9 protein-coding genes and 1 riboswitch are annotated in these 15,235 nt (G+C 41.4%); all 9 genes read left to right on the top strand.

From position 1 onward, the window contains the following. Positions 1-249: 249 nt before the first annotated feature. The 9 genes from EFT72_RS01065 to thiH all read left to right on the top strand — a co-directional run bounded on the left by EFT72_RS01065 (position 250) and on the right by thiH (position 15,230). Entirely contained in the window at positions 250-4,080 is a 3,831-nt protein-coding gene (locus tag EFT72_RS01065) for a right-handed parallel beta-helix repeat-containing protein (protein ID WP_164473030.1), read from the top strand. A gap of 245 nt (positions 4,081-4,325) precedes the next feature. Continuing rightward, positions 4,326-6,305, top strand: coding sequence for an ATP-dependent zinc metalloprotease FtsH (gene ftsH / locus EFT72_RS01070; RefSeq protein ID WP_124064973.1), 1,980 nt, complete (start codon positions 4,326-4,328; stop codon positions 6,303-6,305). Positions 6,306-6,554: 249 nt separating this feature from the next. Then, entirely contained in the window at positions 6,555-7,916 is a 1,362-nt protein-coding gene (locus EFT72_RS01075; protein ID WP_124064974.1) for a Wadjet anti-phage system protein JetA family protein, read from the top strand. Further along, a complete protein-coding gene (locus EFT72_RS01080) occupies positions 7,913-8,563 on the top strand; it encodes a DUF4194 domain-containing protein (RefSeq protein ID WP_124064975.1) in 651 nt (216 codons plus the stop codon). Before EFT72_RS01075 ends, EFT72_RS01080 begins: the two co-directional genes overlap by 4 nt. Further along, the gene (locus EFT72_RS01085; RefSeq protein ID WP_347561818.1) at positions 8,541-11,915 is read left to right on the top strand and encodes an SbcC/MukB-like Walker B domain-containing protein; all 3,375 of its coding nucleotides are present in this window, start codon (positions 8,541-8,543) and stop codon (positions 11,913-11,915) included. The genes EFT72_RS01080 and EFT72_RS01085 overlap by 23 nt, the downstream gene beginning before the upstream one ends. A gap of 100 nt (positions 11,916-12,015) precedes the next feature. Continuing rightward, a riboswitch (TPP riboswitch) is annotated at positions 12,016-12,121 on the top strand. Positions 12,122-12,321: 200 nt separating this feature from the next. Next, on the top strand, positions 12,322-12,519 hold the full coding sequence (gene thiS / locus EFT72_RS01090) for a sulfur carrier protein ThiS (RefSeq protein ID WP_124064976.1): 198 nt from the start codon (positions 12,322-12,324) through the stop codon (positions 12,517-12,519). After that, positions 12,519-13,172, top strand: a complete 654-nt coding sequence (gene thiF, locus EFT72_RS01095; protein ID WP_124064977.1) for a sulfur carrier protein ThiS adenylyltransferase ThiF — start codon at positions 12,519-12,521, stop codon at positions 13,170-13,172. The genes thiS and thiF overlap by 1 nt, the downstream gene beginning before the upstream one ends. A 47-nt stretch (positions 13,173-13,219) precedes the next feature. Then, positions 13,220-14,002, top strand: coding sequence for a thiazole synthase (locus tag EFT72_RS01100; RefSeq protein ID WP_347561819.1), 783 nt, complete (start codon positions 13,220-13,222; stop codon positions 14,000-14,002). Between the two features lie 91 nt (positions 14,003-14,093). Further along, entirely contained in the window at positions 14,094-15,230 is a 1,137-nt protein-coding gene (thiH, locus tag EFT72_RS01105) for a 2-iminoacetate synthase ThiH (protein ID WP_347561821.1), read from the top strand. Positions 15,231-15,235: the final 5 nt, after the last annotated feature.

Here is a 15,235-nt window from a genome sequence, read left to right on the forward strand (position 1 = left end):
CCTTTGGTTAATGTGTCCATATTTTATCGAAAAGATTATAAAAATACAACAAAAAAACGGAGAAAAAGGAATGGTTTGTTGTTTGTGTATTGAAAATACAATAATAGTATGATAATATAGTATATGTTGCACAATGTAAGCGCTTACATAGACAACGGAGGGAATTTAATTCCTGAAAACCATTTTAATATTTGGAACATACCTAGGTATCTTTCAAATTAACAATGATGTATGAATAAGGAGGAGTCAGTGAAAATAAGAAACTTAGCAAAGACATTGGCTGTTTGTTGCTTTTGTGGGTTCTCGTTAACAGCAGCCTTTGGCACCGCAAAAGCGGAGGTGACACAGATAAAAGACAATCATCCATGGTCGTTTACATATTTTGGAACATCCACCAGTGAACGTGTGAATACGATAAAAGATGGGTCTTCCATCGAACATGGAGTGAGTCTGACATCATGTAATGCAAAGAGCGATGGTAGTATTGATAAAAAAGGTGGAAAGTTTGTTGCTACCGACGGGTATGATGGAGTGTCCTATTACTATACCGAAATTGACCCGGAACAAGAAAATTTTTACTTAAAAGCAGATATAACGGTTGATTATATGAATCCCTCACCAGATGGACAGGAAGGGGTTGCATTGCTTGCCAGAGATTGTCTTGGGGAGGACAAGGTAAGCGAAAAGCCATTTTACTCAAATTCTATGGCAGCAATCGGTACCAAACTTAGTTATCAAAACGAAGACGGTGAAAAAGTAACGTTAAAAGATGGATTGGGATTTCGATTCTTTTCCGGCATCAAATCGTCGGATACTGCTCCTAAGAAGGGGAGTTTTGCAGTTCGTGCTGGGGTACTTGCCCCATCCGAAATAATAAAATCTGGTAAGACTTATACGATGATTTTAAAACGAACCAATACTGGATATCATGCAGCCTTTACCAATGCAAATGGAGAAACGACAGAAGAGGTCTATTATTTAGATGGGGAGCCAGATCCACTTTGCGAAATTGATAAAGATCATATTTACGTTGGACTGGCAGTGGCTAGAGGCGTGAATGCTACGTTTACAAATATAGAATACTCCGTCACGGATCGTAAGACAGATCCTCCGGCTCAGCCCCATCCGATCACGTATGTGGAACCGGATTATCAGATTACATCTTCAAACACCACGGCAACGGAACAATATAATATGGTGTTTCAGGCAAATGCAGACGGTGTTGCAACGCCAAAATGCAACGGATTGTCTATGGGGTCCATTCAAGTAAAAGCTGGTAAGGAGATGGTACAGCCTCTTTATTTGCAGGAGGGTGATAATCAGTTAACTGTAGTATTTACACCAATCGCATCCTATGAACCAGCGCCCTATACCAAGTTAAAATCCTATGTCACCCAGTGGATAACAAAGACGGTAACTAGAAAGTCATATGACGGCGATGTGATCTATGTTTCCAGAGATGGGACTACAGAAGGAGAGGGAACCAGCCAGTCGCCGCTCTCTATAACAGAAGCAGTCAAATATGCGTCCCCAGGACAAAGCATTTATCTGGAACCTGGAGTTTATCCATTGTCTGGTCTTTTAATTGAAAGAGGAATTGATGGAAAAAAAGATCAGATGATTACCCTAGAGACCGATCCTGAAAAAGAAGGCAGAGCGGTATTTGATTTTGAAGGACAGGGCGAGGGAATGCAGCTTTGGGGAAGTTTCTGGCATTTAAAAAACATTGACGTAACTAGAACCAAAGACTTAAAAGCAGGGCTTTTAGTCGCGGGAAACAATAATGTGATCGAACTGGTTCAGGCTTACGAGAATGGGAACACTGGAATACAAGTCAGCGGAACTTCCAATGAGACATTTGAAAAATGGCCTTCCAATAATCAGATCTTAAATTGTACATCTTATAATAATTCCGATGCTGCAATGGAAGATGCAGATGGATTTGCCGCCAAGTTAACCTGTGGCGAAGGAAATGTATTTGATGGATGCATTGCGTATCAGAATGCAGACGATGGCTGGGATTTCTTTGCCAAGGTAGGGAGTGGGTCAATCGGAGCGGTAACCATCAAAAACTGTGTTGCCTACCAGAATGGTTATATCAAAAAAGATGGACAGCTCATAGAGGCGGGCAATGGAAATGGATTTAAGATGGGCGGATCAGGTCTTTCCGGACATCATGTGCTAATCAATAGCATTTCCTATGAAAATAAAGCCAAAGGAATTGATTCCAACTCTTGTCCAGATGTGGAAGTGTATCGATCCATTTCTTATAATAATAAAGGTTCCAATGTAGCACTTTATAGCAACAAGGGAATCCCGACCGCTTTTCGTGCAGATGGTGTGATTTCTTATCGGGATAAGTATCTTAACGTAGCGGAACGGATTGAACTTAGTGGGCAGGAAGAAGGAGACATTTTTACGGAAAACAACTATTTTTATAAAAATGACAAATCTGCAAACCGTCTGGGCGAAATTATCACCCCAAATATGTTTGAGAGTCTGGATACGGGAAAAGTACCACAAAGATTGGAGGACGGTTCGATTGATATGAAAGGTCTTCTTGCATTGACAGCTGCTGCGCCAAAGTACGCAGGAGCAAGAAAAGGAGGAACCCCGGTTCGCCCTGTGGTATGGGTGGTAGGGGATTCTACAGTCAGCTCTTTCCAGGATGATTATTATTATCCAAGGTATGGCTGGGGAACTCAGCTTTACCGATATTTCAAAGATGTAAAAATTGAGAATCTTGCGATTTCAGGAACCAGCTCGTTGAGTTTTGCTTCCACAGATTCTTATAAAACCTTGCTGTCTGGGATGAAAGCGGGAGACTATCTGTTAATCGGCTTTGGCCATAACGATGAGAAAACAGAAGCTGCCCGATACACCGATCCCACGGGTGGAATCGAAGAGGAAGGCTCCTTTCAAAATTCTCTGTATACAAGATATATTAAAAAAGCACAAGAAGCAGGAGCAACTCCAATTCTTTGTACTCCAATTGTCAGAAGGAATAAGAACAACCAATATGAGGGTCAAAGTGGACACAGGACTCAAACCCAGATCACCGATAAGGGAACCTATCCTGGGGGCGATTATGCCCAGTCGATTCGCGAGTTAGGAACGACTAGTGGAGTAACGATACTAGATCTGACGAAAAGAACCAAAGAGATCTACGAACAACTGGGTGCAGAAGGAGTAAAGAACCGACATGCATGGACCTCATCCAAAGAAATCAGTATCGACGATACTCATACAAATTTATACGGAGCAGCATGCAACGCATGGATCATCGCAGACGAGGTGGAAAAAAGCAACAATCCATTCAAGACGTGTGTAAAACCTGGCATTGTATCCCCTTCACCTGATCTTTTGGTCGTAAATCCAGATTATAAGGAAAGACAGTATGTAAGACCTTCGGGAGTCAGTGCGGTATGGCCGATGGCCGGTGCCTTTAAAGGAACTGTATTTGGTAATATTGGTGGAGCGGAGAAGATTAATCAAGGCAATTTCACACTAGAGCCAGAGGATACCGGTGCCATACATATGCGGGCAGGTGTCTTTACATCCAAAGACGAAGGAAAAGGAATTGGAAAAATTTCCACTCCAAACGAGGGCGTTGCCATGTATTATCAGGAGATTCCTGCAACCAGAAATTTCACCTTAACTGCGGATGTTAAGATTAATAAACTGGTTCCCAATAATCAGGTTTCCTTTGGACTCATGGTAAGAGATGATATTTATCTTGATACATCTGCAGATGAGACATTGGGGGATTATGTTGCAGCAGGCCCTCTGAGACTGGCTTCTACCGAACAAACAAACTCCTTTGCAAGAAAAAATGGAGTTTTGACAAAAGGTGGAACTTGTACGAAGACATATGGAATCGGGGATACGCTTACAGTTACCATTAAAAAAACAAACGATGGGTATACATGTACCTATGGTGAGAACGAACCGATTTCTGCTGGATTTGATTTTAAATTAACTGCCGTAGAGTCCGAATATGTTTACGCTGGGATGTTTGTATCCCGCAATGCGGATGTGACATTTACCAATGTAAAGCTTAAATTAGATGGTGAAAAGTAAAAAATAGAAAATAGAAAATAGAACAAAAGCGTCAGGTGAGCCTTCCGACTTTCCTGACGTTTTAAAAATGTCTAAAAAATGCTGCCTCTAAAGACCGATGTGAAAATTTCACAACTGTGAAATAAAACCAGACCATCTGTTTATAAGGATTTTATAATTCTTTTCTTGATTTATGGGGAGACTGACACTATAATGATAGAGGTATAGAATGGGTAGAAACTATCCGGATTGGAGAATTTACACAGATGGATAACAAAAATCAGAATAATAATAAGATGCCAAAGAATGCTCAAGCAATCGCTGTTTGGGTCATCGCATTTCTGATAGCACTAGCGGGGATCTCTTATCTTCATAACGCAATCACAACCAGAACCAATAAAGAATTAAGCTATGATACTTTTATGAATATGGTAGATGATAAGCAAGTTGAGTCGGTTCATGTTGATGAAACGAAGATTACCATTGTTCCGAAGAAAACCTGGGAGGGATATAAACCTGGCGTTACTTACTATTCGGTTCGTATGGATAATGATTTAAATCTTTCAGAGCGTCTTCGGACTGCGGGAGTAAACACGATTCGGATTCGGAAAGATGGTAATTTTTTCATTCAGACAATAGTTAGTTATCTCCTATTGTTTGCAGCTATGGGTATTTTATTAAACTTTATGATGCGGCGTGTTGGTGGCGGCGGCGGACTCATGGGAGTCGGCAAAAGCAATGCTAAGATTTACGTACAAAAAGAGACTGGGATTACGTTTAAAGATGTTGCAGGAGAGGATGAGGCGAAGGAATCTCTGACAGAGATTGTTGACTTTTTGCATAATCCAGGAAAGTATACAAAGATAGGAGCCAAACTTCCAAAGGGAGCACTTTTAGTGGGACCTCCTGGTACTGGTAAGACACTGCTTGCTAAGGCAGTTGCCGGAGAAGCACATGTTCCTTTCTACTCGTTGTCAGGATCTGATTTTGTGGAGATGTTTGTCGGAGTTGGTGCTTCCCGTGTCCGAGATCTTTTTAAGCAAGCACAAGAATCTGCACCCTGTATTATATTTATTGACGAGATTGATGCCATTGGAAAAAGCCGTGACTCCAAATATGGTGGTGGCAATGATGAGAGAGAACAGACGTTAAATCAGCTTCTTTCTGAAATGGATGGGTTTGATTCCTCCAAGGGACTTCTTATCCTGGCAGCCACGAACCGGCCAGAGATTTTGGATCCTGCCCTTTTGCGTCCGGGACGTTTTGACCGTAGGATTATCGTAGACAAGCCTGATTTAAAGGGACGTGTGGAAATTTTGAGAGTACACGCCAAAGATGTGCTTCTTGACGATAGCGTTGATTTGGATGCCATCGCTCTGGCTACATCGGGTGCAGTAGGTTCCGATCTTGCCAATATGATCAACGAAGCGGCTATCCTAGCCGTGAAAAATGGCCGTCATGCTATGTCTCAAAAGGATTTGTTTGAAGCAGTAGAAGTGGTTTTAGTAGGAAAAGAAAAGAAAGATCGGGTTCTAAACAAAGAAGAACGCCGGATCGTATCTTATCATGAAGTGGGTCATGCTTTGGTTAGTGCCCTTCAAAAGGATTCAGAACCAGTACAAAAGATTACCATTGTCCCAAGAACCATGGGAGCACTTGGGTATGTGATGCATGTTCCAGAAGAAGAAAAATATTTAAACTCAAAAAAGGAACTTCATGCCATGTTAGTTGGTTATTTGGGCGGACGTGCAGCAGAAGAGATTGTTTTTCAGTCCGTAACAACTGGTGCAGCCAATGATATTGAACAGGCGACAAAGGTTGCACGCGCCATGATTACACAGTACGGAATGTCTGATACGTTCGGACTGATGGGTCTTGCTAACAAGGAAAATCAGTACTTAAACGGAAGAACGGTTATGAACTGTGCGGAGGCAACTGCCGCTCAGGTGGACAGTGAAGTGATGAAGTTATTAAAAGAAGCTTATGAGGAAGCCAAAAGCCTTCTTATGGATAACCGGGAGATCATGGATCAGATCGCAGAGTTTCTGATTAAAAAAGAAACCATTACCGGTAAGGAATTTATGAAAATTTACCGAGAAGCAAAAGGAATCCCAGAACCTGGTGAAGCTTCTGAGTCAGAAAAAGAATTATCTTCAAAAGAAAAAGAAGATGATTTAACTGACTGGGTGGAAGAAAAAAAGGAAAAGAAAGAATCCGAAATAGAGATCGGTCATTTGAAAGATTAATATTGATTGGTACAGCCACTGTAGGAACTTTTACGGTGGCTGTTATTTTTGACTTTTTTATCAAGAAGGGCTGGGAATTAAATGATTGTAAGACTTGTCATTTTTTGGTATAATAGGGAGAAGAAGCCTTACGAATCAAACGGCTGTCATGAATGGGTGATAGCCGTTTCTTTCTGTCTGCTTTTTTAAAATGCAGCAGAAAACGCACTGATTTAAAGTTCTAAAATATAGGAGATGAGATAGAAACCAATGATATTGATGAGTGAAATACCGGATCGGTTTTGGGGACTGTTTCGTTCTATAAACCGTACCACTTATATAGAGGCGTTATTAAAAATTAATGAAGAATATGAATATAGCAACTATTTTTTGAGCCGAGAAGTCTGTCTCCAGGTTTTGGAGGATTATTTCATTCATGAACGGCGGGTGATCTGGCAAGATGAGTTAGAAGATGAGACAGATGCCTTAGAACCACCGGCTTCAAGGGTGCTAAACTGGCTTTTGAAAGCAGGATGGCTTCGAAAAGTGGATGAGTATGCATCCATGACAGTGAATATTGTAATCCCCGATTATGCCGCAGTTATGATTGAGGCATTTTTTAAGCTAACCAGTGATTTAGAGGATGAAACACAGATCTACATTCAGAACATCTATGCCATTTTGTTTTCTTTAAAACATGATAAAAGAGCCAGTGTCAGCCTTTTAAACACGGCCTACATCAATACAAAAAGACTGAACAAGATACTCCAGGACATGCTTCATAACATGGATAAATTTTTTTCCAGTCTTCTGGAGCAGAAAGCATATGGAGAACTTTTAAAGGAGCATCTGGAAGGGTATGTAGAAGAAATCGTAAAAAAGAAATATCATATTTTGAAGACCACAGATAACTTTTATCTGTATAAGAACGACATCAAACATTGGATACGCGAGATGGGGGAAGATATCCAGTGGATGGATGAGATGAGCAACCGGAGTGGACAGAAGGTGAATGCCGCTGATATTGCAGAAAAACTAGATCAGATCGAACGGGGATTTGATGACATCGAACATCGGATCACGAACATGGATAAAGAACATTCCAGATACATACGCGCAACCGTTACAAGACTTAACTACCTGCTTAACCAAGAGGATAACATGAAAGGTCTGGTTATCCGTCTGTTGAATCATTTATCTGAGGCAGAAGATCCGGATGAAGCCATCAAAGAGGCAGGAAATAGTATGAATGTATCCCAGTTAAACATTCTTTCAGAGAAATCCCTTTACAAAAAGAGAAAGGGACGGACAAATTTCAAAGAAAACTTAATGCCTGATGAGGAACTGGTAGAATTGACAGAAGAAGAAATCCTGAATCTGAATCGATTAAAAAGCCGTTACAGCCGAAAAGAGATTGAAAACTATATGGAATCTCATTCCGTGAATGGACGGATGGAAGTAAAAGAAAACACCGTACAGTCCAATGAGGAATTAGAAAAGCTGATTCTAGCGTATGATTATTCCATTCGAAAGAAGAGTTTATACGAGGTGAAGGATATGGAGCCAGAATCCATTGATAATGGCAAGTATCGATATCCAAGACTGGTATTTGTAAGGAGGAAAGAAAGATGACCTATGAAGAAAGTACTCAAAATATCGGTCAGATTCCATATTATGATGGACTGAATCAGGAGGAAAAAGCAGATGTGACGGAAGGAATCCGCCTGCTTTTGAAGCAGACTTTTATTCTAGAACACAAATTTGAGAAACGAACAGGACGTTTTTCTTATAATTCCGAATTTAAAATCTGCAACAAACACTTGGAATTTATCCGGGCTTATCTTGCCGTCATGGGAGTAACCGTTCTTGAAAATAGCCAGTTGGGACTTATATACATACAAGGAGAAAGTACCATGGGAGAAAAACTTCCAAAACTAGCGACACTTTACCTCCTTGTTTTAAAATTGATTTACGATGAACAGATGGCAGAGGTTTCTACCAGTATTAACGTGTATACAACTTTAAGTGAAATTCATGAAAAGTTAGGAAGTTACCGTCTATTTAAAAAGCAGCCGTCTCCAACGGAGATACGCCGCACCTTAGCATTGCTGAAAAAATATCAAATTCTGGAACCTTTGGATATTCTAGAAGACCTTGACGGAAACACCCGCCTGATCGTATATCCTTGTATCAATGTGGTACTGTTTGGAAATGATGTACGGGCTTTGCTGCAATCATTGGAAGAAGGAGAGGATCATGATGAAGAAACAGAAATTTGAGGCCCTGTCCAGAATACTTTTAAATAACTGGCATTATATTAGCAAGAAAACCTTATCCTTTCATGAGGAAATCAACTTTTTCACCGGCCATTCGGGAAGTGGGAAGTCTACAGTTATTGACGCCATGCAGATCGTTTTGTATGCCAATACAGATGGAAGAGGATTTTTTAACAAGGCAGCTGCAGATGATTCTGACCGAAGTCTAATTGAATATCTCCGGGGCATGGTAAATATTGGTGAAAACAATGAATTTGCCTATTTGAGAAACCAGAACTTTTCTACTACCATCGTTTTAGAACTGAAACAAAGCGATACGGGACAATGCCAATGTGTGGGCGTTGTTTTTGATGTGGAAACAGCCACCAACGAAATATCCAGAAAGTTTTTCTGGCACAAAGGTCCGTTGTGGGAAAATGGTTACCGGACTTCGTCTAGAACCATGACGATTGAGGAAGTATCGCATTATTTTAAAACTTTTTATGGAAAAGAGGAGTATTTTACCACCTCTCATAATGAAAGATTCCGCCGACAGCTTTATGACGTTTATTTGGGTGGACTGGATCCAGAAAAGTTTCCCTTGCTATTCAAACGTGCCATTCCATTTCGCATGAATATTAAGCTAGAGGAATTCGTAAAAGAATATATCTGCATGGGGCAGGACATTCACATAGAGGATATGCAGGAGAGTGTTATGCAGTATGGACGGATGAGAAAGAAGATAGAGGATACTTCTTTGGAAATCAGTTCGTTAAAGGAAATTAGGAAGACTTATGATACCGTTAGGGAGATCGAAGAAGAGATTCGAAAGAATGCTTACTTTTTTCATCGAATGGAGATCTTTGATGATCAAAACCGAATTCAGGCATTCAAGGATAAGAGCCGGCTTTCTGGTGAAGACCGAAAACTCAAAGAAAAACAAAGGGATGTAATTGAGGTGCAAATTGCAGACTTAACCAGTCAAGGGGAAGAGCTGCTCCGGCGCATTTCATCCACAGGGTATGAAGATTTAAAAAGCCAGCTGGTTACTGGAAAAGAGTTGTTAACACATCTGGAGAAAAGTAAGGTCAAATGGAACCAGACGGCACAGCGGCTGTTAAAGTGGACAGAGGAAGAGACGACATCCAATCAGACCATATGGGACATTGAGGAATTTGAAAAAAATACAATCAATGAAGAGACGTTGTTACGGCTGAAACTTTCCATAGCAGAGATGCGGGAAGAAGCCGAGGAAACAAAAAAAGAGGCGGAAGGAATTCTTAGACAGATCAAAAAGAAAGAACGCCTTACAAAGGAAGAACTTACCCAGCTAAAGGCAGGGAATAAGGCATATCCCAAATATCTGGAACGTACCAGATCGTTTCTCCAACAGCGGCTTCTAGAGAAAACAGGCAAAGCAGTGGAGGTTCATGTTTTGGCTGATTTACTAGATATCAGGGATGAAACCTGGAGAAATGCAGTGGAAGGGTATTTGGGAAATCATAAATTATCTCTTGTGGTTGAACCAAACTTTTCTAAGGATGTTATGGAACTATACGAAGAAATGGACCCCAATGAATCGCATCAGATTGCAATTCTGGATACGGAAAAAGCAGCAAAGGGTACGTTTGAAGTGATAAAAGACGCATTAGCGGAAGTGGTTCTTGTAAGGGAAGCTTATTTACAGTCTTATATTAATCTTCTACTGGGAAAGGTGGTTAAATGTCAGAAAATTGATGAACTGTGTCATTGCCGGATCGGAGTAACTCCGGAGTGTATGCTTTATCACACCTTTCGGCTTCAGCACATGAACCCAGAAAATTATACGAGGTTTGCTTACATTGGAAAGGACAGTGTTCGGCGAAGAATCCATCTACTGGAAAAAAATCTGGAGTCTTTTGTGGAGGAGATGAAACCTCAGGCTGCAGTTGTAGATGAATGTAGTCGGATTCTTCAAATGGAAGCACTTTTTGAAGAGGGGAATGTCTATCAGGAATGGCAGCAGGAGATTGCTAGTTGTAGAGTGAAAGAAAAAGAAATTAAAAAACTGGAACAGAAACTGGTGAAATTAAAGGAACAAAATGTCAAAGGGTGGGAAGAGGAACGAATAGCCATCTTAAAGCTTTGCGAAGAAAAAAGAAGTGAGCAGAGAACGGTAGACCGGATGTTGGTTCAGATTCAACAAAAGACAGAAGAATTCCAGCAGGAAGTATTAAAACTGGAAGGGGAGCTGGTTATAAAAGAGAGGGAGCTGGAAACAGATTCTGATTTCGAAGCAGAGATCTGTACTCTTCTGGAACAAAAGGAAAAGCCCCGGTATGACCGCCTAAAAGATCAATATTATGCCCGTTTTAAGCAGAGGGAAGAGGACCGGGAGGAAGCTATGGAACGTCTTGTAGGGATAAGGGGAGAATATATTAGAAAATATCCCAATCGTAATTTCCCCCTGACTTCGGAATCAAATGACGAGTATGATCAGCTCCTTGAACGAATGGAGTGTGGCAATCTAGAAGAGTATAAGCAATTGGCGGCAGAGCAAGCAAAAGCCGCTGTGCTGCATTTTAAAGATGATTTTATGTTTAAGATTCGCAGTGCCATCCGGGATGCCATTCAAAGAACCGACGAGTTAAACCGAATCATCAGCCGTCTGGACTTTGGCAAGGATAAATATCAGTTTATAATTGGTAAAAACAAGGGACCGGATGGAAGATACTATGACATGTTTATGGATGATTCTCTGGATGTAAACCCCTCCCATCTTTCTGAGTCCTTAAGTGATCAGATGGATTTATTTACCATGGAGCATGAAAATCAGTATGGGGAAATGATCAACGATCTAATTAATATCTTTATTCCCCCGGATAATGCAACCTCGAATGAAATGGAAGAAGCCAAACGGAATATGGATAAATATGCAGATTACCGAACGTATCTATCGTTTGATATGCAGCAGTTGATCCAAAACGAGAATGAAGTAATCAAGATCCGACTGAGTAAGATGCTCCGAAAGAATTCTGGAGGAGAGGGGCAGAATCCACTCTATGTTGCCCTTCTTGCCAGTTTTGCACAGGCTTACCGGATCAACTTATCTCCGAAGATCCAACGAAGTCCCACCATTCGCTTGGTGGTTCTTGATGAGGCATTTTCAAAAATGGATGCAGAAAAGGTTGCAAGCTGCATTGAACTGATTCGTGGACTGGGCTTTCAGGCAATTATTAGTGCAACCAATGATAAGATCCAAAACTATGTGGAAAATGTAGACAAGACGTTTGTGTTTGCAAATCCAAATAAAAAATCCATTTCCATTCAGGAATTTGAACGGGAAAGTTTTCACAAACTGATGCAGGAGCTAGATGAAGAGGCAGACGAGTATTAAAAAACACCTGGAAGCCGGTCACAGATAAAGAGAGGAAAAGTAAAACAACTTCGTGTTTGGCACAGTCAGTTGACAAGCCGAAATTTTTGGTTTATACTTTACATATCAAAAGAGGAGCTTATGGAATAGGCTGAGAGGAAGTTTAAAACTTCGACTCATATACCTGATTTGGATAATGCCAACGTAGGGACGGACGCTTTGAGATTATTGCGGAAGATGCTGCGGCATTTTCCGCTTTTTCGTTTGGCAAACAAATAAATAAGGAATTTTGTTGTGAGTGAATGATAGTTCACAAAGGGGTACACCACCACGGGTGTATTCCTTTGTGAACTATTTTTTTGCGTTGGCAGGAGTATGGTTTTAACTCCAAATAAAAATCCTGTCAAGTATAAAAGGAGGAAATGGAATGATACGGGTGAATGGAAAAGAACAATGGCTTTTAAAAGAAGTAAAGGTCGAAGAATTACTGGAACAATTGGGCTATCAGATAACCAGAGTTGCCTTGGAACTTAATGGAGCGATGGTTCCCAGAAAAAGGCTGTCAGAAATCACGGTTAAGGATGGAGATGTTTTGGAGATTGTAAGCTTTGTAGGGGGTGGTTGATGAGCGTGAGGCAGGAAAAAGAAATTTTAAGCGAATCAGAACTACAAAAAGCAATGAACAAACGCTATGACCCGGAGATTTCTAAGAAACTGGATCAGGTAAAAGTAGCAGTTGCTGGATTGGGAGGATTGGGCTCTAATGTGGCTTTTTTTCTGGTAAGATCCGGTGTAAAACATTTGCATCTCATTGATTTTGACAGAGTTGATTTTAGTAATTTAAACAGGCAGCAGTATTTTTTGCATCATGTCGGAATGTATAAGACAGAGGCGTTGAAAAAAGAACTGGGATTCATAAATCCGTATCTAAAGATAACTGCGGACTGCGTAAAAGTAACGGAGAATAATATAAAAGGACTCTTTGAATCGGAGGATATCATCTGTGAAGCATTTGATGTACCGGAGATGAAAGCCATGCTGGTGAACGGGATACTGGAACATTTCCCGGATAAAAAGCTGGTCTCAGCATCGGGAATGGCAGGATATGGGGACAGCAATGAAATCCGGACCAGAAAGGTAAGCCGTAATTTCTACCTTTGCGGTGATGGAATCTCGGCGCCGGAAATAGAATGCGGGTTAATGGCACCCAGAGTGGCTATGTGCGCAGCCCATGAGGCCAATATGATTATCCAACTGATACTGAAACCGGATTTATAAAAAGAGATATCAATTTGTATCTAAGAAACGAGAAAGGAAGGAATAGAATGATGAAAATGAGAAATGATGACAAGCTGGTTTTAGGAGGACATGAATTTACATCCAGGTTTATTCTTGGGTCAGGCAAATACTCACTGGACTTAATAAAAGCAGCGATAGAAAGGGCCGGAGCAGAGATTATTACTCTGGCGCTCAGGAGAGCCAACGAAGGGGGGGTGGCAAATATTCTGGATTACATACCGAAAGACATCACACTTCTTCCCAATACATCAGGGGCAAGAAGTGCAGAAGAAGCCGTGCGAATTGCCCGGCTGGCCAGGGAGGTGGGCTGTGGGAATTTTATTAAAATTGAAGTAATCCATGATTCCAAGTATTTACTTCCCGATAATTATCAAACCATTCAGGCAACGGAAATCCTGGCAAAGGAGGGGTTTGTAGTCTTACCCTATATGTATCCGGATTTAAATGCAGCCAGGGACCTTGTAAATGCCGGAGCCGCCGCTGTCATGCCGCTAGGTGCTCCCATTGGATCAAACAAAGGAATCTGTACCAAAGAGTTTATCCAGATTTTAATTGATGAGATTGATCTCCCTGTCATCGTGGATGCAGGAATCGGAAAGCCGTCCCAGGCATGCGAAGCAATGGAAATGGGGGCGGCTGCAATTATGGCCAATACGGCCATTGCTACAGCGAAAAATGTGCCGGATATGGCAGAGGCGTTTAAAAAGGCCATTGAAGCAGGCAGAAAGGCTTATTTATCCGGCATGGGCCGGGTTATGGAAAAGGGAGCCAGCCCGTCGTCACCATTAACTGGTTTTTTAGAAAATTAAGGAGGTAGCTATGAGTATAGAAACCCATAGAAACAAAAGTATTTTAAATCAGGACGTCAAGGGATGGCAGAAAGAAAAACGGATCGATCCTATGACTTATTTACCGGATATGGAGGTTTTGCAGTCTGACATACGAAGCCGAGTTATAACCGCGATGGAAGCGTATGATTACAACCGGTATACAAAAACGGATGTAAAAAATGCGCTGAACCATGAGAGACGTTCTCCGGAGGATTTAAAAGCATTGCTGTCTCCAGCTGCACTTCCCATGCTCGAGGACTTAGCCTATAAGGCAAGAGAGGAAACCAGAAAGCATTTTGGCAACAGTGTAAATTTATTTACCCCTGTCTATATTTCCAATTACTGTGAAAATTACTGCATATACTGCGGATTTAATTGTCATAACCAGATCAGCCGTGCGAAACTTGGTGAGGAAGACATTGAGAAAGAAATGAGGGCAGTGGCAGAGAGCGGATTGGAAGAAGTTTTAATTCTCACCGGAGAAAGCCGGAAAATGTCTGATGTAACTTATATTGGGGAGGCCTGCAAGATCGCCCGGAAGTATTTTAAGGTCATAGGACTGGAGGTTTATCCGATGAATACTGAGGATTATGCCTATCTTCACCGGTGCGGCGCTGATTATGTGACGGTCTTTCAGGAAACGTATGATTCCGATCAATATGAGACCCTGCATCTAGCCGGACATAAACGAATTTTCCCTTACCGCTTTGATGCCCAGGAACGGGCTCTTATGGGAGGTATGCGGGGAGTTGGATTTGCAGCCCTTCTTGGCCTTCATGATTTCAGGAAGGATGCATTTGCAACCGGCATGCATGCCTGGCTTCTGCAGAGAAAATATCCTCATGCGGAAATTGCTTTTTCCTGCCCCCGGCTTCGCCCCATTATTAATAATGATAAGATTAATCCCATGAATGTTCATGAACCTCAGCTTTTACAGGTAGTTATGGCGTACCGCCTTTTTATGCCTTATGCATCAATTACAGTTTCTACCAGGGAATGTGCCCGGGTTCGGAATCACCTGGTAAGTATTGCAGCAACTAAGATATCTGCGGGTGTAAGTACTGGTATTGGTGAGCATGGGAGTGAGACAGGGAAAAGAGGGGATCATCAGTTTGAAATTTCAGATGAACGCTCGGTGGAGATGGTGATGAAAGACTTAGTAAAACTGGGCCTCCAGCCAGTTATGAGCGATTATCTGTATGTATAGGGGGG

This window comes from Clostridium sp. E02, assembly GCF_003833015.1.
Lineage (GTDB): Bacteria > Bacillota > Clostridia > Lachnospirales > Lachnospiraceae > Lacrimispora.